Annotated in this window: 17 protein-coding genes and 1 tRNA gene; 10 read left to right on the top strand and 8 right to left on the bottom strand. The window is 60.0% G+C overall.

Going from position 1 to position 20,620, the window contains the following annotated elements:
• The first annotated feature begins 80 nt into the window (after positions 1 to 80).
• Positions 81 to 497 carry an HIT family protein gene (locus INS80_RS03180; RefSeq protein ID WP_192964220.1) on the top strand — a complete coding sequence of 139 codons (417 nt, stop codon included), beginning with the start codon at positions 81 to 83 and terminating at the stop codon, positions 495 to 497.
• A gap of 689 nt (positions 498 to 1,186) precedes the next feature.
• On the top strand, positions 1,187 to 2,575 hold the full coding sequence (locus tag INS80_RS03175) for an alpha/beta hydrolase (protein WP_192964219.1): 1,389 nt from the start codon (positions 1,187 to 1,189) through the stop codon (positions 2,573 to 2,575).
• Here the strand turns inward: INS80_RS03175 and lipB are convergent.
• Positions 2,502 to 3,215, bottom strand: a complete 714-nt coding sequence (gene lipB / locus INS80_RS03170) for a lipoyl(octanoyl) transferase LipB (RefSeq protein WP_192964218.1) — start codon at positions 3,213 to 3,215, stop codon at positions 2,502 to 2,504. The genes INS80_RS03175 and lipB overlap by 74 nt on opposite strands.
• Before the next feature lie 135 nt (positions 3,216 to 3,350).
• On the opposite strand from lipB, the gene INS80_RS03165 reads away from it, so the two are divergent.
• Both INS80_RS03165 and INS80_RS03160 read left to right on the top strand, forming a co-directional pair.
• Entirely contained in the window at positions 3,351 to 4,952 is a 1,602-nt protein-coding gene (locus INS80_RS03165) for a peptidoglycan-binding domain-containing protein (protein WP_192964217.1), read from the top strand.
• A gap of 169 nt (positions 4,953 to 5,121) precedes the next feature.
• Positions 5,122 to 5,208, top strand: a tRNA-Leu gene (locus INS80_RS03160).
• 254 nt (positions 5,209 to 5,462) lie between these two features.
• Here the strand turns inward: INS80_RS03160 and INS80_RS03155 are convergent.
• The 6 genes from INS80_RS03155 to INS80_RS03130 form a co-directional block, all read right to left on the bottom strand.
• Positions 5,463 to 6,767, bottom strand: a complete 1,305-nt coding sequence (locus tag INS80_RS03155; RefSeq protein WP_192964216.1) for a TRAP transporter large permease — start codon at positions 6,765 to 6,767, stop codon at positions 5,463 to 5,465.
• Positions 6,767 to 7,273 carry a TRAP transporter small permease gene (locus tag INS80_RS03150; protein ID WP_192964215.1) on the bottom strand — a complete coding sequence of 169 codons (507 nt, stop codon included), beginning with the start codon at positions 7,271 to 7,273 and terminating at the stop codon, positions 6,767 to 6,769. Before INS80_RS03150 ends, INS80_RS03155 begins: the two co-directional genes overlap by 1 nt.
• Positions 7,274 to 7,347: 74 nt before the next feature.
• Positions 7,348 to 8,361, bottom strand: coding sequence for a TRAP transporter substrate-binding protein DctP (gene dctP / locus INS80_RS03145; RefSeq protein WP_192964214.1), 1,014 nt, complete (start codon positions 8,359 to 8,361; stop codon positions 7,348 to 7,350).
• A gap of 67 nt (positions 8,362 to 8,428) precedes the next feature.
• Positions 8,429 to 9,067: a 3-isopropylmalate dehydratase small subunit gene (leuD, locus tag INS80_RS03140; protein WP_192964213.1), complete on the bottom strand. Its 639-nt coding sequence runs from the start codon at positions 9,065 to 9,067 to the stop codon at positions 8,429 to 8,431.
• Positions 9,067 to 10,473, bottom strand: coding sequence for a 3-isopropylmalate dehydratase large subunit (leuC, locus tag INS80_RS03135; protein ID WP_192964212.1), 1,407 nt, complete (start codon positions 10,471 to 10,473; stop codon positions 9,067 to 9,069). The genes leuD and leuC overlap by 1 nt, the downstream gene beginning before the upstream one ends.
• Positions 10,470 to 11,273 (bottom strand): GntR family transcriptional regulator, encoded by an 804-nt coding sequence (locus INS80_RS03130; protein ID WP_192964211.1) that lies wholly within the window; start codon positions 11,271 to 11,273, stop codon positions 10,470 to 10,472. Before INS80_RS03130 ends, leuC begins: the two co-directional genes overlap by 4 nt.
• A 145-nt stretch (positions 11,274 to 11,418) precedes the next feature.
• Here INS80_RS03130 and INS80_RS03125 point away from each other — a divergent pair, with 145 nt between their 5' ends.
• From INS80_RS03125 to INS80_RS03100, 6 genes are read left to right on the top strand one after another with little or no spacing between them, the layout of a single operon-like run.
• Positions 11,419 to 11,985 (top strand): nuclear transport factor 2 family protein, encoded by a 567-nt coding sequence (locus tag INS80_RS03125; protein ID WP_192964209.1) that lies wholly within the window; start codon positions 11,419 to 11,421, stop codon positions 11,983 to 11,985.
• Positions 11,982 to 13,676, top strand: coding sequence for a hydantoinase B/oxoprolinase family protein (locus tag INS80_RS03120; protein WP_192964207.1), 1,695 nt, complete (start codon positions 11,982 to 11,984; stop codon positions 13,674 to 13,676). The genes INS80_RS03125 and INS80_RS03120 overlap by 4 nt, the downstream gene beginning before the upstream one ends.
• Positions 13,673 to 15,736, top strand: a complete 2,064-nt coding sequence (locus INS80_RS03115; protein ID WP_192964205.1) for a hydantoinase/oxoprolinase family protein — start codon at positions 13,673 to 13,675, stop codon at positions 15,734 to 15,736. The genes INS80_RS03120 and INS80_RS03115 overlap by 4 nt, the downstream gene beginning before the upstream one ends.
• Positions 15,733 to 16,353, top strand: coding sequence for a cysteine hydrolase family protein (locus tag INS80_RS03110; protein WP_192964203.1), 621 nt, complete (start codon positions 15,733 to 15,735; stop codon positions 16,351 to 16,353). Before INS80_RS03115 ends, INS80_RS03110 begins: the two co-directional genes overlap by 4 nt.
• The gene (locus tag INS80_RS03105; protein WP_192964201.1) at positions 16,350 to 17,216 is read left to right on the top strand and encodes an isocitrate lyase/PEP mutase family protein; all 867 of its coding nucleotides are present in this window, start codon (positions 16,350 to 16,352) and stop codon (positions 17,214 to 17,216) included. Before INS80_RS03110 ends, INS80_RS03105 begins: the two co-directional genes overlap by 4 nt.
• Positions 17,197 to 18,582, top strand: a complete 1,386-nt coding sequence (locus INS80_RS03100) for an FAD-dependent oxidoreductase (RefSeq protein ID WP_192964199.1) — start codon at positions 17,197 to 17,199, stop codon at positions 18,580 to 18,582. Before INS80_RS03105 ends, INS80_RS03100 begins: the two co-directional genes overlap by 20 nt.
• Here the strand turns inward: INS80_RS03100 and INS80_RS03095 are convergent.
• Positions 18,579 to 20,438: a sigma 54-interacting transcriptional regulator gene (locus tag INS80_RS03095; RefSeq protein ID WP_192964197.1), complete on the bottom strand. Its 1,860-nt coding sequence runs from the start codon at positions 20,436 to 20,438 to the stop codon at positions 18,579 to 18,581. The genes INS80_RS03100 and INS80_RS03095 overlap by 4 nt on opposite strands.
• Positions 20,439 to 20,620: the final 182 nt, after the last annotated feature.

Genomic DNA, 20,620 nt, shown 5'->3' with positions numbered 1-20,620 from the left:
CCATCGGCGTGTTGACATGCTTGACCCGCTGCGACGCAGGCCGCACAACCGTTGCGACACTTCAAACGGAGACGCACCGCATGACAGCTTATGATCCAGACAATATTTTTGCGAAACTCTTGCGTGGCGAAATCCCATCCACGCGCGTTTACGAGGATGACGAAACGCTTGCATTCATGGATATCATGCCGAGGGCCGACGGTCATTTGCTGGTTATTCCCAAAACCCCCTGCCGCAATATGCTGGATGCCAGTCCTGAGCAGATATCTGCAGTCATGGCAACCGTTCAACGGCTCAGCCACGCAGTCATGAAAGCCTTTGACGCCGATGGGGTTACGATCCAGCAGTTCAACGAGGCCGCAGGCGGTCAGGAGGTATTTCACCTACATTTCCATGTCCTGCCTCGAAAGGAAGGTGATAAACTACGACCTCCGGGGACGATGGGGGACATGGATGAAATTGCTCGCCTGGCAGAGCAAATTCGATCCGCCCTCTAGGGTTGAGTTGCTCCGCATTCATGGTCGCATAAATGGTCACGCTTTCCTAAAGTAGTTGAAAAATGAGACCAAATTGTTATGAATTTTCAGAGTGCATGCCGCGCGGCAGGGGGCAACGTTTTAAGAAGTGTTTCGATGGTGACCTATTTCGCCGCTTCAAGCGTCATAAACGTTTGTCGGCATTGAGGCATGATCTGATTTCCGATTGGCCGCTGACCAAGTGTTGACTTGGGGCCACTGGAAAAGGGGAGGCTGTATCTGGTCTGGCGTTCGCAAAGGATTGTGCTGACCCGCCATCTAAGCGGCAGCGTTCCGTAGGTTTGATGAGGGTACGAGTGGAAGCGAACGTCAATGAAGCGATAGGCTTGGCGGGCGAAGGCCCTTCACAGCTTCAGGTCATATCTGCGATATATGATACCGTTCTTCAGCCACAGTGTTATGATCGGTTTTCTGATAGCCGACTGAATGGAGGTTACAGTGAGGCTCCTTTCGATATATGGGGGCAGAATCCAGCCGCAGTCGCGCCACATTTCGCATTTCATTTCGCCAAGGCTCTGGAGACGCTGAGAGATCAATGGGCCAATAAGAGCAGCCCTGATCCAGCTTACGTTTATGAGGATGGTGGTGGCGCGTGGCTCGTTACAACCTTGGGCGCACGCGCCCTGCGGTGTTCACGGGAGGCGCGGCGCATGATCGACGTATTGCCGCGGGATGTGTTGAAGACTCTCGAAGCAAATAGCCTTGTAAATCTCAGGGTTTGGGAGAAATTTGCGGATCGCCTGCAATCTGGAACCTTTACTTGGGACGACTTTATCGTCCTGAGTTCTCAGAAACCGGGAACATTGCTGCTTTGCAGGCCGGTGTCGGCTGGCTCTGTCGTTTCAGAGACCGCACTGGTGATGGTCGAAGTGCTGGATGTGCCCATGTTCAGCGGCGCCATTTCCTATCTGAAGCAGGGCTTCAATCTTAACGAGGAAGAGGCTGATGCCCTTGCCTGCCTAATGAGTGGCAAGGCCGTGTTCGACAAGAACTGGCCAAGCCGAGCAGTTTGGCAGGCCGTGGCCAAGGCGGGCGCGCCGGGGCCAGCCGAGTTGATCCGTCTTGCGGCCTCACTCGTGAAAGAGCATGCGTCGGACGTGGCAATCGCCTCCGGTGCTGCAATGCCACCATCGGGCACCCTCGTCATTCCAGGGGGCGCGCGCACCCAGTACCTCAGGTTGGGAGCTGAAACCGGAAAGTCGGTCGTCTTCATGCATGGGCTGCTCGATTGCCTCGCTGGAGTTTTGCGCCTGCAGACGGAGTTCCGACGTTTGGGCTTTCGGGTCTACGTCCCTTTGCGCAACGGGTACGGCGATTCCGGCCCTGTTCCAAAAGGGGACCGCCACTTGGACGTTTTCAGTGAGCAGTTCGGGGCGCTCATGGACCGGGAGGCCCTGCAGCGTCCGATTCTGCTTGCACATAGGGGAGGTGTCGTTTTCGCGCACGCCGTAGCCAAGCGCTGGCGCGATCGAATCGGTGGTATTGTTGCCGTGTCGCCGTCTGGGCCGCTCAAGACCATCCGGGATTTTGCGACACTTCAGGGGTATCATCGTGCTTTTGCAATTTGCTCATCGCTGGCACGTCCCCTGTTGCCTGTTCTTATGCGAAGCTGGTCGCGCAGCGTGCGCAGAAAAGGAGTGGAAGTGCTCCTGACGCGGCAATCCTCCACGGGGCGACTGGATGCGGATTTGGTTGCCAACCTCAACCTTGCACCGCTTCTGCGCCACAGCCACGATTTTGCTATGCGGCAAGGCGGGGCCGGCTTCATCGCGGATGTTGATCTGATTATGCGGGATTGGCGACCGCTTGTTTCGGGCAAGGCCGGGGCCGCCCCTGCGGTTTACCTCTATGGCAGCGAAGAGCCAACGTCAGAGGGAACCAGGGACATTTCTGTAACCGGACAGAACTCACAGTATCGGGTGTGCGAAGGGGCGGATGGGACGTTGTTGTACACCCGCCCGGAGCTCATACTGGCCGCCTTGGAAGATCTGGCGAACCAGCAGGCTCACGCAGAGGGGCAGAAGGCGGCTCTGAGCTGAATACCTGATCAAAACAGCGTTTCAACGCTACATCGACATCTGCCATGGTGACCGGCAGGCCCATGTCCACAAGACTTGTAACGCCGTACTCCGTTATGCCGCAGGGCACGATACCACCAAAATGATCAAGATCTGGCTCGACGTTTATCGAAATGCCATGAAAACTGACCCATTTGCGCAGGCGAATCCCGATGGCTGCGATCTTGTCTTCTGCCATTTGTCCGCTGACCGTAACCGGCTTGTCCGGCCGCTCGACCCAGACCCCGACGCGGCCACATCGGATATGTCCGGTCAGGTTGAACTCGGCCAAGGCCCGGATCACCCAGTCTTCGAGTTGTTGGACGAAGCGGCGAACATCATGTCCCCGTTTGCCCACGTCCAGCATCACATAGACCACTCGTTGGCCAGGCCCATGATACGTGTATTGGCCACCTCGTTTTGAGGGGTAAACCGGAAACCGTTCCGGATCGGTGAGGTCCTCTGCCTTTGCTGAGGTCCCGGCCGTGTACAGCGGCGGGTGTTCAAGCAGCCAGATGCATTCCTCTGCTGTGCCGGCCGCGATTGCCGCCGCACGCTGCTCCATGAAGGACGTCGCCTCATCATAGTCGACCAATGCCTCCGATGTGATCCATTCGACCATGATGTCGGTGCCTCCGAAGAACTTTCAGAAAATGCTGCACGTATAGCCACGCAGTATTTACGCGGCGATAACGGCGCATCCGGGTTACTCTATCTGCAGTGATTCTTTTTATTCAGCAATAGAGGACCCGATTTCATGGTACGTAATCCGATAAAGGCCGCCGTCATGGCGTCGCTGTTCCTGACTCCCGCCGCGGGTCCGGTTGCTTCTGATAACCTTGGTGCCGCGCTTCTAGGCGGTATCGTAGGCGGCGCCATCATCAACGAAGTCAACAGGAACAAGAGGCGAAATACCGGTACAAATTACTCTGCCGCACGTGCCCAGAACCGGGAAACTCAGGTGTCACTGAACTACTTCGGCTTCCCGGCGGGAACGCCTGATGGTGTAATGGGCCGCAAGTCGCGTTCGGCCATCATGCAGTATCAGGTGCATATGGGTTTTCCGGCAACCGGTCAGCTGACCTCATACGAGCGCGACTTTCTTGTCTCATCTTACAATCGAGCCCAAGTGGGTGGTCCCCAGGTGATAAAGGCAATGCAGGGGCCGAACGGAGTGCGGGGCCTTTTGCATACCTGGCGCGATGAGGCGGCAGGCGTGCGCAGCGCCAGCAGTGGCTACTCTGGCCTGCCGATCGAAGTTAGCGATGCGGTTGATGAGATTGCAGCCTCGGCCGACCCGAGCGCCGAACAGCTGTTACAACGATCGGGCTTCATGCGGTTGGCAGACTTGAACGGCGATGGACGGAACGACTACATACTGGATACCTCTCACTCGGGAAGCTCTTTCTGGTGTGGAGCCTCCCGCTGCACCGTGATGGTCTTTGCGTCCACCCCGCAAGGATACCAGCGCAATGATTTCGTGGCGAGCGGGGTTACAACGGCAAGTTTTTCCTGTCACCAAGGTGTATGCAGGGTGAATGATACCCAGACGGCAGCGGCACCCTCGCAAGTCGCTCCGGCGCCCGCTCCACAGCAGCAAAGTGGCACGGTCATGGCGTCTGCTGCAGGTCAGGCCGGGGCAGCAATCCCGATGTTTGCAGCGCCTGCGGCCGCAGCGCAGACAGCATCCTTGGCAAGCTATTGCAGCAAAGTCAGCCTGCTGACGAGCTCGAACGGGGGCTACATGACGGTTTCAAACTTGACGGACCCGGACATTGCGCTCGGAGAGCAGTTCTGCCTCGCTCGTTCCTATGCTCTGTCTTCTGGTGAAGCCGCAGTCGCTAATCTGCCAAATGTCAGTACGGCCCAGGTGGATAGCCAGTGCGATGGGTTTGGTCCCGCCGTCCAGCCATTCCTTGCGCGGCTTGGCGCGGACAGCAGCCAGGCACTGCTGGCGGATGTGCAAAAGTTCGTTTTGCAATCCAATATGTCGCTGGAGCAACTCTCCAATACCGCGACGATTTGCATGTTCTCTGGTTATCGCCGTGACAATCTTGAGATTGCCATGGGATCTGCGCTGATAATGGTGGCCATCGGCAAGCGTCCATACGCCGAACTGATCGGTCACCATCTGTCTCAAGGGTTTGGGGCGGCAAAAGGAGCTAACGCTGCGCAGGATTGGTATGGTCTCGCAGTTGCAGCGCTCGAAGGGGGCGCTGAGCCGGTCTTTTCGCCTGGCCAGCCCGAGCGTGTCGCACTGATCAAGGCCGCCTCTGCTGGCCTCGGTGGGGGGGCGCTCGCTCAACCCGTTCCGGCATCCAGTAGCGCATTGGCCTTGCCGAGTTTTTCGACGGATTGATCCGCGTTATTCAAGTGTTCCAGTCGCCGCCGGTCGGCTTTCGCTCAGTCCGTGAAGCCCATCCGGGGTGACGCCAAAATAAGATATGGGAAGAGGCGATTCTTGGCATTTTGCCTCTTCACATCCTTATGTGGCTCGTCTATACGCCCCTACACCAAGCCTGGACAGTGCGGTCGTGGCGGAATTGGTAGACGCGCAGCGTTGAGGTCGCTGTGGGGTAACTCCCGTGGAAGTTCGAGTCTTCTCGACCGCACCATCTTGGATTTCCAAAGAAGCCGACAGTGCTCATCTTGATGTGAGATCTATTCGTGTGCACCGCATTCGTGGTGACATTTTCCGTTGATGTGGTCGTTTTTGTATTGAGCCGGTTCCCCGCCTGCGTCGGTCTTCGCCGTGTTTGGGCCCGTTTCTGTATCACCCTTCGGGCAGCCCACGCTAACATAAGCGTCTGCGCCGCCCAGAGGTGGTTACCATCAAAGTTACATGGCTTTGAGCCTAGGTCTCCCCTGGCTACCCGGAAAACACCAGCGCAATCCCTGGAAAGGCTACAAGCAAGGCAACCAGCAAAAGGGAGCAGCCGATGAAAGGAAAGGCTGCCGTGTAGATCGTGCGCATGGTTGTCTCTGCAGGCGCTACACCTTTCATCACAAAAAGGAGCAGACCAAAGGGGGGGGTGGTAAAGCTGATTTCCAGCGCCAATAGCATGATCAAGCCGAACCAGATGGGATCAAAGCCAAGCGTTTGTGCCAGTGGGAAGAAGATCGGAACCGTCAGCAGCATCATCGAGATCTGCTCCATGAACATGCCTAGCAGCAGCAGTACAGCGAACATGACAAGGAGCATGGAGATTGGCGCGAGATCAAAAGAGGTTGCCCAACTGACCAGCCCGCGCGAGGCACCGGAAAAGGCCATAAGCTGGCTGAAGGTCGCTGAGCCGAAGACGATAAGATAGGCCATCAGCGTGACGCGCAAGGCGCCATTGATCGACTTGCGCATGACCTCCCACGTCAGGCAGCGGAAGACAGCCGCCAGGATCAATACACCAAGCGCGCCAAAGGCGGCCGCCTCGGACGGGGTGACGAAGCCGTTGATCATCAGCACGATAATCACCACCATCACGCCCACCATGGGTACCACTTCGCGCAAGAGAAGCGAAAGCTTGGCGCCAAGGGTCATCTCCTCCACCTCGTAGGCAGGGGCGGCTTCCGGGTCGATGCGGGTTTGCAGCCAGATGGTGCCGATATACATGCTCGCAAGGATCAGCCCAGGAATCACACCTGCGATGAGCAGCGCGCCGACATCGATCTGGGCTAAGGTTGCCAGCAGGACTGCCAGAGCTGATGGGGGGATGATGATCGCAAGACCCCCGGTGCCCAGAATCGGACCGATACTCATGTGGGGTTTGTAGCCCCGGCGGCTCATTTCGGGCACCATCAGCGATCCCAGAAGTGCGGTCGACCCCATGGAAGAGCCGGAGAGTGTCGAGAAAGCAGTTCCGCCAAGAACAGTCACATAGCTCAGCCGGCCGGGCAGGCGCCCCAGCAACCGGTCGATTGCGTTGAACATGCGCCCACCCAGCCCGGTGTGAAAGAAAATTTCACCCATCAAAAGAAACAGCGGGATCGGGACCAGCGCGTATTTGGTGAGCGATCCAAGACCGTTGTTTAGGAGCTGCCCGACGCCGCGGTCGCCGCCCATAAAGACCCAGGCGCCAACGATATTGGCCGCCAGAAACGCCAGCGCCACCGGCATGCCAATGGCCATGAGGCCGACGATGGTGCCCAGCAACAGGGCAAGCGCTTCATACCATTCCATTATTCGTGAATTCCTGCTTCGCCGGAGTGCATCAGTTCCGATCCGAAGACGAACCGGGAAAATTCAATCGCCATCAGTCCAAAGCTGATGGGGAAGGCAATTGTGAGCAGCCAGCGGGGGTAATAATAGGCGCGGGTGTCGTAGTCGCCGCGCTCGATGTTTTTGAGGAACAGCTCCACACCTTTCCACGCCAAAAGAACGCAAACGAGCACGCACAAGAGCGCCACAAAGCGGCTGACCAAACGGCGCGGGCCTTCGGGCAGGGCAGAGGTCACCAGTTCGATGTGAACATGTCCCCGCTCACGAACCAGCCAAGGGGCGCCGAGCATGGTCATATACAGAAGACCGTATTCGCCAGAGGTGAACAGCCAGGCAAATGGCTGAAGGCCAAGGTTGCGCATCAGAACCGAGGTCACGACTGATACCATCAGCCAGACCAGCGTGGCGCCGGATATGATCGCCATCGCATTCAAGAACGCATCATAGGCCTTGGAAAGTGGGGGCATTCATCGGCTCCAAACAGGCGAAAAGAGGCTACAGGCCTGCTCGGAAGCAGGCCTGTACTTGCTTGCCAGAGGGCCTATTGGGCCGCATCCAGATCGTAGAACAGCTCTATCAGACGGTCATAGTTGCCTGTGCCGCCGGGTTGCTCGGCCATCAGGCCCTTCATGCGTTCCCAGGTCTTTTCACGGGCGGCGGCCAGGTAGTTGGCCTTGGCATCACCTTCAAGCGAGACAACCTTCATGCCGGCCGCTTCAAGGGCAGCGAAATCCTCGTCCCGCTTGGTGCGCAGGGCGGCTACACTGTCCTTCTCGTGCTGGATCGCCACGTCCTGAAGGATGGTCTTGGCCTCATCGCTGAGGGAGTCCCATTTCTCCTGGTTCACTATCACGCCCAGGTCGGTCGAGAAGAAGCAGGGTTCAATCCTGTAGTTCAGGAACTCGTTCCACTTGAGGTCGATCAGGCCGATCTGGGTCCAGCCGGTGGCATCCACGACGCCGCGCTGCAGGGCCGAGTAGACCTCCCCGGTGGGCAGGTCGATCACCTGCGCGCCAAGGTAGTTGGTGAAAAAGGCGTTGTAGACGTTGTTTCCGCGCAGCTTCAGGCCCTCGACTTCGAGGTTGCCCGCATCGTCAAAGCTAGGCTCTTCGCGGGTCCAAAGGTTGTAACAAACGCCGCTGTCGAACCAGCCAAGGTACTTGAGCCCCATCTTTTCCTGATGGATCTGGTCGATCAGGGCGATACCGCCGTTCTCGCGGGTTTCGACGGCCGTCAGGTTCGAGGCCACCATTGCATCCTTTTCGGGCAGCGAGCCGCCATAGAAAGAACCGGGCGTGTAGACCATGTCCACGATCCCGTCGCGCACGGCGTCGGGCTGCTGGAACATCCCGATCGCCTCGGGACCGCCGCGCACGTCGATCTGGATGACGCCCTTCCCGGCTTCGTTTACCTTGTCCACGAAGGACAGGAAGCTTTTGGTATAGATCAGGGTTTCTGGGAAGGCGTGCACCGCGGAAATGGTTTCTTCCGCCTGCGCCACGCTGGCGATCAGGGTTGAGCTGGCGATCAGGCCGCCCATAAAGGTCATCTTCATTTTCTTCCTCCTGTTGCAAGACAGACGCGATCTGTCCCATTCGTTGGTGCCGGAATGCGTCCGGCGGTCACTGCGCCCTTTTGCTGGGCGGTTCTTGGTCTTGCGCCGCGGGCCAGGCCCACCGCGTTGTTTGAAATCTTTGATCCTTGAAGGTTTGGATCTGGTCTTCGTGGTTCAGGGTCAAATCAATATCGTCCCAACCGTTGATCAGCTTGGTCCGCCAGCTGTCGTCCAATTCGAAAGCATAACCCTGATCGCCGATCCGCAATTCTCCGGCCCTAAGGTCGATCAGCACGGCGGCGGATTGATCCGCGAGGCTGTCGATCAGTTGCGTGACTTCATGTTCGGGAAGGCGTGCGGGCAAAAGACCATTGTTCACCGCGTTGCTGGCAAAGATGTCGCCGAAATTTGGCGCGATGACGGCGGTGATCCCGGCATCCACCAGCGCATAGACCGCCGCCTCGCGTGAGGAGCCGCTGCCGAAGTTGCGCCCAGCCACAAGCACGCTAGCGCCTTCATGACGGTTCAGGGGGAAGTCGGCGATCTCTGCGCCGTCAGCGTCAAACCGCATATCGTGCAGCAGGAATTTTCCGTAGCCTTCACTGCGCGATGCGGACATGAAACGTGCTGGGATCAGCTGATCGGTGTCAACATTGTGCAGGGGCAGGGCGATCGCACGGCCCGAATGTGTGCTCCAGCCCGCCATTAAACAGACCTTCCGTGCAAGAGTGGCCGCACGTCTGTGATTGTGCCGGTGACGGCAGCCGCGGCCACCATGGCAGGCGACATGAGATGGGTGCGTGCGCCGGGGCCTTGGCGGCCACGGAAATTGCGGTTGGTCGACGACGCGCAGCGTTTGCCGGGTGCCACAAGGTCGCCGTTCATGCCCACGCACATGGAGCATCCCGCGGCGACCCATTCGAGGCCTGCCTCTGTGAAAATGCGATCCAGCCCTTCCTGTTCAGCCTGGGCTTTAACCTGTGCTGATCCCGGTGAAACCATACCGGGAACCTTGGCCTTGCGCCCGGCCATCACGGCGGCGGCGGCGCGCAGATCTTCGATCCGTCCATTCGTGCAGGAGCCGACAAAGACCTGATCCACCTGGATGCCGTCCAGCGGGCGTCCTATGGGCAGGCCCATGTAATCCAGTGCGGCCCGCGCTGCATCCGCCTTGCCGGGATCAAGCGTAGCCGGGTCCGGAATGTTCTCGGTCACAGGCAGGGCCTGTTCGGGGCTGGTACCCCAGGTCACTGTGGGGGCAATAGCATCGCCGTGCAGTGTCACTTCCCGATCAAATGCGGCACCGTCATCCGAGCGCAGATTGGCCCAATCGGCCAGGGCGGCCTCCCAGTCGTCGCCTTTCGGGGCGTAGGGGCGACCTTTGAGATAGGCAAAGGTTACCTCGTCCGGCGCGACCATCCCCAGTCGCGCGCCGCCCTCGATCGACAGGTTGCAGAGGGTCATACGCCCTTCCATGCTCAGATCCCGCACCGCGTTCCCAGCATATTCGATGGCGCAGCCCTGCGCGCCGCCGGTGCCAAGGCGCGCGATCCAGTTGAGCGCAATATCCTTGGCGCTAACGCCGGGGCCGAGACTGCCGTCGACGGTGATGCGCATGGATTGCGGTTTCTTCTGCCAGATCGTCTGCGTTGCCAGAACATGTGCGACTTCGGTGGCGCCGATGCCAAAAGCCATCGCGCCAAAGGCCCCGTGAGTGGAGGTATGGCTGTCGCCGCAGTTGATCAACAGTCCGGGGAGGGTGAGTCCCTGTTCGGGTCCGATCACATGAACGATGCCCTGCGCGGGATCCATGAGGTCGAAAAGGCGCAGGCCATGCTGCGCTGCATTCTTGCGCAGGGTGCCGATCATGCGGGAAATCTGCGGATCTGCGATCTGGTCTCGGTTGCGCGTGGGCGCGTAGTGGTCCACCACGGCAAAAGTAAGTTCCGGCGCGGTGACCTTGGCCCCGCGCGCGGCAAGCTTGCCGAATGCGTGGTGTGATCCTTCGTGGACCAGATGACGGTCCACCCACAAGATCGACGTGCCATCCTCACGTCTAAGGATCTCATGCGCCGACCAGAGTTTGTCCAGAAGGGTGCGCGGATGGGTCACGGCGCCTCCTCCTCGGTCTTACCTATCGCGGGTTCCCAATGGCGGGCGGCCCCGTCTCCGACGCGTGTCAGAGGCATTTCGAGACGGAACATGTCGGGGCGGTAAAGGCCCGCCAGATATTCAACACCATTCCCGTCCACATCACGCACCACGCGGCGCAGCGACAGAAGGGCGGAGCCGACAGCAACCTCAAGCGCCTCGGCAACGTCCGGACCCGCCAGGGTTGCGGTGACGGATTGATGGGCTTCCTGGATTTGCACGCCACTGCGTTCCAGCAGTTTGAACAGCGGGGTCGTTGCCAGATCGTTTTCGGAATAATTTCTGGCGATTTCAGCCGGAACATAGGTTGTCAGATGCGAAAATGGCGTGTCGCCGGCAAGGCGTACGCGGGTTGCAATCTGGACCTGTTCATCTGATTCGATGCGCATGGCAGAGGCAACGAATTCCGGCGCGGTGGCATAGGAAAAAGACAAAAGCCGCGCCGTGGTGCTTTGGCCCATTTCCACCAGCTGTGGCATAAGGGTCGTCATGTCCATTGCCATTGGCTGACTGCCAGTTGCCCCCGTGCGCACGCGCGAGCCGCTGCCTGCGCGCCGTTCTACCAGTCCTGCTGAGGTTAGCGATTCAAGAGCCCGGCGAATGGTCACACGGGAGACGTCGAAAAGTTCGGCAAGCTTTTGCTCCGAAGGGAGCGTTTCCCCCTCGGGCAGCCGCCCATCAGCAATCTGATCGCGCAGGGAAAGATAAACGCGGCGCGCCTTGGCGCCTTCAGGCAAGCTGATTTTGTCCGGTTTGTTCACCAGGGATTCCCTCCAGAATTCTCCACGATGGTACAGACGGCTTTGGGAAAATCAAGCTTGCAGTTCGGTCTGTAATTCAATTTCTGTATTAACAAGTGGTGCCAACCTGTATTACAGATAGTACAGATTTTAGAGGGAGAGACTCGTGCCGCTTGTTGAACTGCACCTTTTGCAAGGCTATGGCGCCGAGGAAAAGCGGCGTCTGGGCGAGGCTCTGACCGATGCGGTCCGCCTCGTTGTTCCGGCGGATCCTGGGGCGATTACCATCATGATCCGCGAGATGGCTTCGGATCAGTACATGCGCGGGCGCAGATCGCGCAGCGGTGCCGTCGCCCTTCCGGACCCGCGAGAGGTCGTGCGAGGCTACCTTGGGGCGATGGAGCGGCGTGATCTGGCCGCTGCGCAGGCCTCGCTGGCGCCCGGCTTTGCCATGCAGTTCCCGGGCGCTCCAGAGATGACCACACTGGATGAACTGATCGACTGGTCAAAGCCGCGCTACAAATTCGTGACCAAGACCTACGAGCGGTTCGACGCGATGCAGTCCGAAGGGGCTGCCGCCATCGTCTATTGTTTCGGAACCCTTTCGGGAGAGTGGTTGGACGGGGTTGAATTCTCGGGGATTCGTTTCATCGACCGGTTCGAACTCGAGGGCGGCAAGATCACACGACAGGACGTCTGGAACGACATGGCAGAGGTAAGGGCAAAAGCATGAGTGAAATCGATCCCATCACACTTTCGGTGCTGGCCGGGCGCATGGAGCAGATCGCCGATGAAATGGATGCGACTCTTTTCCGTGCCGCCTTCAATCCGATCATCGCCGAAGCACATGACGCCAGCCACGGTTTGTATCACGCTGCGACGGGCGACACGCTGGTGCAGGGCAAGTCCGGCCTGCCGATCTTTGTCGGGGTGATGTCCTTTGCCGTGAAGGCGGTCATCGAAAAGGCCGCTGCTGATGGCGACCTTCAGGATGGTGATATCTACATCTTCAACGATGCTCATATCGGGGGCACGCACCTCAGCGACATGCGTCTGGTGCGCCCCTATTTCCGCGATGGAGAGCTGTTCTGTTATCTCGCTTCGGTCGGCCACTGGCATGACGTGGGCGGTGCGGTACCGGGCAACTACAACCCGGCCGCGACTGAAGTTTTCCAGGAGGCGTTCGTTCTGCCGCCGGTGCGTCTGGCCCGCGCGGGCGAGGTCAATCAGGACATCATCGACATCCTGTTGCGCAACACCCGCCTGCCGCAATCGGCCATGGGCGATCTCAACGGTCAGCTTGGCGCGCTGGATCTGGGCGTCAAGCGCATGGATGAGCTGCTGGACGAATATGGCGCGGGCACCGTGCGCGCAGGTCTTGATGCGCTGGGTCACCGGGCCGAGGCGTTGATGCGCTCCGAGCTGAAGGCGCTGCCCGATGGGCGCTGGGAGGCGGAGGATTTCCTCGACAATGACGGGATCACCGATGAACCGCTGCCGATCCGGGTCGCGCTGGAAATCAAGGGGGACCGCATGACCCTCGATTTTGCGGGCTCTGCTCCGCAATGTGCGGGTCCCGTGAACATCGCTCTGCCCACCACCGTTGCCACCGCCTATGTGGCGATCAAACATATCTTTCCCAGCCTGCCCGCCAATGCCGGCGTGATGCGCCCGATCGAGGTGAAGGTGCCCGAAGGATCGCTATTGTCTGCAGAGTTCCCGGCGCCCACCGGGGGCTATACCGAGACAATCCTGCGCATGATCGATGTGATCTTCTCGGCCTTTGCAGGGGCCGCGCCTGACCGGGTTGTGGCCAATGCCTATGGCACGATCAACGCGCTCTCGATCGCGGGCAAGCGCAAGAACGGGCAGCCCTGGGTCATGTTCAGCTTCTACGGGGGCGGTCACGGCGGTTCTGCCGAAAGCGACGGTCTGAACCACGGCAATGCGCCCATTTCCACCGCGACGATCCCGCCGATGGAGATCCTGGAGGCGGCCTACCCCGTGATGTTCCGAAAATGGGCCCTGCGCCCCGACAGTGCAGGCGCCGGTGCCCATCGCGGTGGCATGGGCGCCGTCTACGAGATCGAGGTGCTTGAGGAAAATGGCGCCGAGGCCTTCTTGTTTGGAGAGCGCGGCCGCTTTGCGCCCAAGGGCATTGCAGAAGGGCAGGATGGGGCGCTCAATGTCTTTACCTACGAGCAGGATGACGGCTGGAAGACCCCTCCGCTCGCCTCGAAAATGCGCGGGATAAAGCTCCGTCAGGGCCAGGCTGTACGGCTTGAGACGCCTGGTGGTGGTGGCTACGGCGATGCGGCGGGCCGCTCCCCCGAAGATGTGGCCCGCGACGTGGCGCGCGGGTTTGTAAGCGAAGCGCGCGCAGATGCGCTCTATGGAACCAACTGGCGGGAGGTCACGGCATGAGCGGCCGCATGATTGGCGTTGACGTAGGTGGCACTTTCACCGACGTCTTTGTACTGAACGAAAAGGATGGCAGTGCTGCCGTTGCCAAGGTGCCGACAACGCGCCCTGATCAATCGGGTGGTTTTCTGGATGGGATCGGTCAGCAGGTGACCGACCTTTCCGAGATTTCGGTGGTCGTGCATGGCACCACTGCGGGCACCAATGCGCTGCTTGAACGCAAAGGCGCCAAGACCGGCGTCATCTGCACCGAAGGGCTGCGGGACGTTCTTGAGATGCGCCGCCGTGATCGCCCCCGCACCTGGGGCCTGCGCGGCGATTTCGAACCCGTTGTGGATCGCCGCAATCGGCTTGAGGTGCCAGAGCGTACCTTGGCCGACGGAACCATCCGCACGCCCGTCGATCTGGACGCGGTGCGCGCGGCTGCAACTCAGCTGCGTGAGAACGGCTGCGAAGCTGTGGCGATCCTTTTTGCCAATGCCTATGCCAACCCCGAGAACGAGGTTTCAGCGGTTGCCGCCGTGCGCGCGGTCTGGCCCAACCCGCATGTCTCGGCCTCGTCCGAGATCCTGCCGGAGATCCGCGAATTCGAACGCTTCTCGACAACCGCGCTCAACGCCTACCTGCAGCCCGAGGTTTCGGGCTATCTGGGCCGTCTTGAGAATGCGCTGAAATCGGGCGGTTTCGATGGCGAGTTCATGATCGTGCAGTCCAACGGCGGGGTGATGGCGGTGGATACCGCTTGCCGCCTGCCGGTGCGCACTGCCCTTTCCGGCCCTGCGGCGGGGGTGATCGCGGCGGGATATATTGCCTCTTCTGCAGGGTTCGACAACATCATCACCGGCGATATGGGCGGCACCAGTTTCGATGTGTCCCTTATCGCCGAAGGCCAGTCCATGCTCTCGCCGCAGACCTCGATCGACTTTGGCATGGTGGTGCGCACTCCGATGATCGAGATCACCACCATCGGCGCCGGCGGCGGCTCTATTGCCTGGGTCGACAAGGGCGGGCTTTTGAACATCGGCCCCGAAAGTGCGGGATCCAACCCCGGCCCGGTCGCCTATGGCCTCGGCAACACGCGCCCGACGGTCACTGATGCAAACGTGGTCCTGGGACGGATCGACCCGGATAATCCCATTGGTGGTAAGCTGGAGAGGCTCGATGTAGAGGCGGCCAGCAAGGCCATCGACACTCATGTCGGGGAACCGCTGGGCTTGTCCACGGTAGAGGCCGCCGAGGCGATCCTGCGCGTCGCAAATTCGCGCATGGCAGGCGCCATTCGCCTCGTGAGCATTGAACGTGGCTTCGATCCAAAACGCTTTGCCTTCATGCCTTTCGGTGGCGGCGGCGCGCTGCACACCGGCGCGATGCTGGCCGAGGTCGGCATCGCCCGCGCCATCGTGCCCCGTTACCCCGGCGTGACTTCGGCCATGGGCTGCGTGATTGCTGACATGCGGCAGGATTTCGTTCAGACCATCAATTCGCTGGTGGATGGCTTGGATGAGGCCGCTCTGGGCACCTTCATGCAGGATCATGCGGATCGGGGCATGGAACTCCTGGATGCGGCACGCACCACATTCGAGGCGCGCGACGTGACATTCGAACTCGACATGGCCTATGTGGGGCAGACCCACACGGTTTCGGTGCCGCTCAGTGTTGCAGTGACGGATGGCAAGGTCACCGCTCCCAGCAAGGCAGACATAGAAGCGGCTTTTGATGCGGCCTATAGGGCCACCTTCGGGCGGCTCCTGAAGAACGGCGTGCGGCGGATCCTCAATCTGCGCAGTGCAGTGACCGGCAAACGGCCAAAGTTTGACCTGAAAACACTTGCCCCGCGTGGGCAAGACAAGGTCGCGCCCAAGGCCTCGCGCCGGGTGCATTTTAGCACCGACTGGTTTGACACCGCGATCTATGATCGTCTTGCTCTGCCCGTGGGGACGGTTATCAACGGTCCCGCCATTCTGGAGCAACCCGACACTACTGTGCTGGTGGAGCCGAACCTGCAAGCGCGGGTCGATGACTTCGGCAACACCATCATCGAACCGGCAAAGGACCCGTCATGAGCGACCCTAAGACTTGGGATCTGACGCGCACCGCGCTGCTGACGATCGACCTGCAGAATGATTTCATCCATCCCGAAGGCGCCTATGGCCGCGCAGGCCAGACGAGCGAGGCAATTGCCGCCCTGCCGGACCGTATCGCTCCTCTGGTTGCGGCGCTCCGTGCACGAGGCGGGCACTATATCTCGGCTCAGTTCACCCTGGTCCCCGATGGCAAAGGCGAGCCGCTGATTTCGCCACATCTGAAGAAGCTGCGCCCCTTTCTGGGGCGGGGGGATTTTGCACCAGGCAGCCAAGGAAACCGGCTGGTCGATGCGCTGTTTCCTGCGGATTTCGTGATCGAGAAGGTCGCCTATTCCGCGCTTTACCAGACGCGGCTCGAATACATCATGCGCGCGGTCGGCATCGACAGGCTGATCGTGGGCGGCATTGTCACCAATGGCGGTGTCGCCTCGACTCTGCGGGATGCACATTTACGCGACATCGATACCGTAATGTTGACGGATGGTTGCGCGGCCTTCAAACCCGAGGTCCACAACGCGACGCTGATCTCTTTGGGGACGGTAACGCATCAGATGACCTGCGCAGAGGCGCTGAACTGGCTGGAGGGCACGGCATGAGCCTTAAGACACGGCTGACACAAAGGGACATCTTGGTGGCCCCAGGCGTTTATGACGGGCTGACGGCTTCGCTCGCGACGGCGGCGGGGTTCGAGGCGCTTTATCTCAGCGGCGCAGCGGTAGCCTATACGCGGCTGGGGCGGCCTGACATTGGCCTCACTTCGGTGTCGGAAATGGCGGATACCATGACCCTGATCGCCGACCGGACCCATTTGCCTGTGATCATCGATGCCGATACCGGCTTTGGCAATGCCCTGAATGCGCAACGCACCATGCGCCTTTACGAACGGGCAGGGGCCTCGGCCCTGCAGGTGGAAGACCAGACCTACCCGAAACGCTGCGGCCACCTGACCGACAAATCACTGATCTCGGCGGGGGAAATGGCGGGCAAGATTGCGGCGATGGCGGATGCGCGCAACTCGGACGAAACGCTGATCATCGCGCGCACCGATGCCATCGCCGTTGAAGGTTTTGGAGCGGCGATAGAGCGTGCTGAGACCTATGTGGAGGCGGGCGCAGATGTGCTATTCATCGAGGCTCCGCAGTCTCGGGACCAGTTGACCAGTATCGCAGATCATTTCGCAGATCGCGTGCCGCTATTGGCGAATATGGTCGAAGGGGGCGCAACGCCGATTACTGGCGCCGATGACCTGGAGGAACAGGGCTTTTCCATCGTCATATTCCCCGGCGGCATTGTGCGCGCCCTGGCCAAGACAGCGGGCGATTACTATCAAAGCCTGCGCGCCAATGGCAGCAACCGGCCTTTTGCGGACCGGATGTACGACTTTGCAGGTTTGAATGATGTCATCGGAACCGCTGACATGCTGGCCAAGGGCGCGAGCTATGACCGCTCCGAAAACTGAGGTCGCCGCGCCACCTCCGGCGTTCGATTTCGACTGTGAAACGCTTATTGTCGGAGCCGGGGCTTGCGGTTTGGTGGCAGCGCTTGCGGCCCATGAGGCAGGCCAGTCTGTGCTGGTGGTCGAGGCGGATGCCATAGCCAGCGGCTCCACGGCACTGTCGGCAGGGCTTATCCCCGCAGCCGGAACACGTTTGCAGAAGGCAGCCGGGATCAAAGACGATCCGTCATGTTTTGCCGCGGACATTCAGGCAAAGGCGAAGGGCGAGAATAATCCTGAATTGGTGGATCTACTGGCGACCCAGTCTGGCGGTGTGATCGACTGGCTCACTGACCGCTATGGGTTGCGGTTTTCGGTGCTCGACAATTTTACCTACCCCGGCCATAGCCGTCACAGGATGCATGGGCTGCCCAGCCGCTCTGGCGCCGAGCTGATCAATGCCCTGCGCGCCGCATGCGAAGCGGAAGGTATCGATATCATCTTTGAGCGCCGCGCGTGCCGACTTTATCAGGCGGAGAAGCGTATCATGGGCATTGCCGTCACACGTCCTGATGGCGGAGTGGAAGAGATTGGCTGCGCAAAACTGATCCTTGCCTGCAACGGGTTTGGTGGCAACCGAGACCTGGTGGCGGATCTGTTGCCGGGCATCAAGGACGGGCTTTGGTTCGGACATGATGGCAACCGGGGCGAAGCAGTTCTCTGGGGTCAACAGATCGGAGCGGATCTGGTGCATCTTGGGGCCTATCAGGGTCATGGCAATGTGGCCCACCCGCACGGGATCCTGATCACTTGGGCCACAATCACCGAAGGCGGCATTCAGGTGAACCGTGACGGGCGACGTTTCTGGAACGAGGCACAGGGCTATTCCGAGGCGGCGCAGGCGGTCCTTGCCCAGCCGGGCGGAGAAGCCTTCACCATCTTTGACAGCCGCATCGCCGGGATCGCGCGTCAGTTTGAGGATTTCAAACAGGCCGAAGCCGCAGGCGCGGTCCGCCAAAGCGATACCATTGAGGGGTTGGCGCAGGATCTTGGCCTTCCGCCCGAACAATTGAGGCAAACCCTCGCCGAAGTGACCGAGGGCGGGCCAGATGCCTTTGGGCGCAGGTTTGCGGGCGCGCCGCTCAGGCCACCCTACTGCGGGGTGCGGGTCACAGGCGCGCTGTTTCACACCCAAGGCGGCCTGCGCACAGATGCATCGGCGCGAGTTATGCACCGTGACGGTACGATCTTTGAAAACCTATACGCCGGCGGCGGCGCGGCTTGTGGCGTTTCGGGGAAGGCCGACAGTGGGTATCTGTCGGGCAATGGCCTGCTGGCTGCGGTCGTACTGGGCAAATTGGCCGGCGGCGCGCCGGTGGACTCTGGTTAGGCCCAGTCCATTTGTTGGATGCCGAAGGATTTGATCCGCGAATAGAGCGTCGTCGGTTTGATCTGCAACAGCGCGGCGGCACCATTGTCGCCAGAGACGCGCCCTTCGGTTTCGCGCAGGGCAGCGATGATGTTGTTGCGCACCATCTCCTGCATCTGCGCCTCGGTTACAAAAGAACCGCGCCCCTGCGGCGCTTCGGGCGCGCCCGCTGACAGCTCCAGCACCAGCTTGCCGTCGCGAGAAACGATGGCGGCCCGCTCCATCACGTTGCGCAACTCGCGCACATTGCCGGGCCAGTCATAGGCTTGCATCTGCCGCACCGCGCGTTCGGTAATTACCGGCACCTGCCGGTTCAACCGCCGACAGGCGATTTTCAGCAGGTGACTTGCCAGTAGGGGGACATCTTCGGGCCGTTCACGCAGGGCGGGGCAGGTGATGGGAAAGACGTTGAGGAAAAGATGCAGGTCCTCACGAATGCGGCCAGTGCGGCGCACAGCATCCTCGGATAGAGACGTCGCAGCAATCACCCGGATATCGAGCGGTTTCTCGCGCGTGTCGCCCAGCCGTGTCACCGCGCCCTTCTGTAGCGCGTGCAGCAACTTGCCCTGGATTTCCAGCGGCAGCTCTTCCACATCGTCCACGAAAAGCGTGCCGCCATGGGCCAGCTCTAGCTTGCCGGGCTTGTCACGCGTCGCGCCATTGGGGGCGCCGCGCATCTGACCGAACAACTCTGCCTCCACCTCTTCCGGAGCGACCGAGCTGCACTTGAAGTGAATGAGGGGGCGTTTGGCGCGCGGACTGGTTTTGTGGATCTCGGTTGCGATCAGTGATTTCCCGGTGCCGGTTTCGCCGGTGATCAGCACGGTGGCCGTAGTCTGAGCCACGAGGTCAATCCGGGCGACGATCTGCTGGATCGCCAGTGATGTTCCAATAATGTCGTGATGTGCGCGTTCGGAGGTAATCGCCTCCTGAAGGTAGGCGTTTTCCTGTTCCAATCTGTCCCGCAGGGCGGCGACCTCCGCCATAGCCTCGCGCAGCTTTCGTTCGGTCTCCTTGCGTTCGGTGATGTCGCGGAAGATCACTACGGCGCCCGCCAGTACCTGCTGATCATAAATTGGGGTCGAGACGTACTCCACCCGGATCGGTTTGCCATCCTTGCGCCAAAACACCTCGTCCTCGATGCGGTGTACCTGTTCAAAGCGGAAGGACCGGTAGATTGGGCACTCATGGGATGGATACACATCACCACTCAGGTGGTGGTGGTGGATCATCGAATGGATGTCCTTGCCCAGAAGATCCTCGGAGGTCCAGCCTAGCATTTCACGCGCGGCGCGGTTCACGAAAGTGGTCTTGCCATCCGCATTGACGCCGTAGATGCCTTCCCCCGCAGCGTGCAGGATCAGCTGGTTCTGTCGCTCCAATTCGGCAAAGAAGCCTTCAGTGCGCTTCCAATTTACGATGCCTGCACGAAAGGTCTCGGCCAGGGCGGCGGTTTCGGCCCGCTGGTCCAGCGCGCTCAGGTCGGTTATCGACAGGATCAGCCAGCCCTGGCGGTTCGTGACCGGTTGTGCACGTAACTCGCATTTCAGAGCGCTGCCATCCGCGGTGCGCAGGGGAACATCACGTGTCCAGCCGTGCCCGCGGTGATCCACCTCGTCCAGGAAAACCACAAATCTCGCCATGGCCTTGTCCAAGAAATGGGAGAAAGCCGAAGGCTCTGCCGCATCCTGCCCTGTCAGCAACCGGGCCGCCGCCGCGTTCCAGGTCACGATGCGATCAGAGGTGGTGTCGAGGATAAGGACGGCCTCGGGGATGGACTGAAGAAGGGAATCGCTGTCGAGAAGATCCAGGGACATGAAGACAGGTTACGGTATGAGTTTTCTGAGAAAAAACGAAATCTCGTAAATTATGAAATATCGTAATTATCCGGAAGCGCATCAGGTCTTATCAGATTGATTTATATATATTTATCATGATGCCCAAATATTGGGCGGGCGCTTTTTTCGAGGCCTTCTGCCTGTCAGGGTTAACGAAACAC

Origin of the sequence: Phycobacter azelaicus (assembly GCF_014884385.1) — a bacterium.
GTDB classification, from domain to species: Bacteria; Pseudomonadota; Alphaproteobacteria; order Rhodobacterales; family Rhodobacteraceae; genus Phycobacter; species Phycobacter azelaicus.
This window is presented reverse-complemented; position numbering and strand designations above follow the sequence as displayed.

Excerpts from the sequence above, each read along its gene's own strand:
- leuD (WP_192964213.1), bottom strand. The coding sequence starts at position 9,067 with ATGGCGGGCTGGAGCACACATTCGGGCCGTGCGATCGCCCTGCCCCTG.
- lipB (WP_192964218.1), bottom strand. The coding sequence starts at position 3,215 with ATGGTCGAATGGATCACATCGGAGGCATTGGTCGACTATGATGAGGCG.
- INS80_RS03105 (WP_192964201.1), top strand. The coding sequence starts at position 16,350 with ATGAGCCTTAAGACACGGCTGACACAAAGGGACATCTTGGTGGCCCCA.
- INS80_RS03120 (WP_192964207.1), top strand. The coding sequence starts at position 11,982 with ATGAGTGAAATCGATCCCATCACACTTTCGGTGCTGGCCGGGCGCATG.
- INS80_RS03150 (WP_192964215.1), bottom strand. The coding sequence starts at position 7,273 with ATGCCCCCACTTTCCAAGGCCTATGATGCGTTCTTGAATGCGATGGCG.
- INS80_RS03175 (WP_192964219.1), top strand. The coding sequence starts at position 1,187 with ATGATCGACGTATTGCCGCGGGATGTGTTGAAGACTCTCGAAGCAAAT.
- INS80_RS03180 (WP_192964220.1), top strand. The coding sequence starts at position 81 with ATGACAGCTTATGATCCAGACAATATTTTTGCGAAACTCTTGCGTGGC.
- INS80_RS03155 (WP_192964216.1), bottom strand. The coding sequence starts at position 6,767 with ATGGAATGGTATGAAGCGCTTGCCCTGTTGCTGGGCACCATCGTCGGC.
- INS80_RS03165 (WP_192964217.1), top strand. The coding sequence starts at position 3,351 with ATGGTACGTAATCCGATAAAGGCCGCCGTCATGGCGTCGCTGTTCCTG.
- INS80_RS03095 (WP_192964197.1), bottom strand. The coding sequence starts at position 20,438 with ATGTCCCTGGATCTTCTCGACAGCGATTCCCTTCTTCAGTCCATCCCC.
- INS80_RS03100 (WP_192964199.1), top strand. The coding sequence starts at position 17,197 with ATGACCGCTCCGAAAACTGAGGTCGCCGCGCCACCTCCGGCGTTCGAT.
- dctP (WP_192964214.1), bottom strand. The coding sequence starts at position 8,361 with ATGAAGATGACCTTTATGGGCGGCCTGATCGCCAGCTCAACCCTGATC.
- INS80_RS03115 (WP_192964205.1), top strand. The coding sequence starts at position 13,673 with ATGAGCGGCCGCATGATTGGCGTTGACGTAGGTGGCACTTTCACCGAC.
- INS80_RS03110 (WP_192964203.1), top strand. The coding sequence starts at position 15,733 with ATGAGCGACCCTAAGACTTGGGATCTGACGCGCACCGCGCTGCTGACG.